The organism is Methylobacterium sp. C33D, assembly GCF_053345825.1.
The window spans coordinates 1-294 of record NZ_JBKFAV010000223.1; the positions used below are offsets into that span (position 1 = coordinate 1).

General features: G+C 73.8%; 1 pseudogene. It reads right to left on the reverse strand.

Features of this window, described 5'->3' with window-relative positions:
• Positions 1–294 (reverse strand): annotated as a pseudogene (locus ACLBXO_RS32140) (cytochrome P450); the annotation flags it as partial.

A 294-nucleotide genomic window follows, 5' to 3' on the forward strand; every position in this document is an offset into this window, starting at 1 on the left:
CGAGGAGGTCGCCCGAGCGGGACCCGTCCCGCTCCGCGGCCCGGCGCGCCGCGATGATCCGGTCGAGGAAGGGGATCCACCGGTGCCGGAAGTGGCGGCGCGACAGGTCGAGGGGCACCGGCCAGCCCGGGGGGATCACGATGTCGAGGAGGTGCGGCCGCCCCATCCGCTCGGCGTACTCGGCGATGAACTGGCGCAGCCCGGCGCCGTGCTCGTCCATGCCCACCGAGAACATGGCGCGCCCGGCGATCTCCAGGGCGAGCCTGTAGAAGGACGTGAACAGGTCGACCGGCC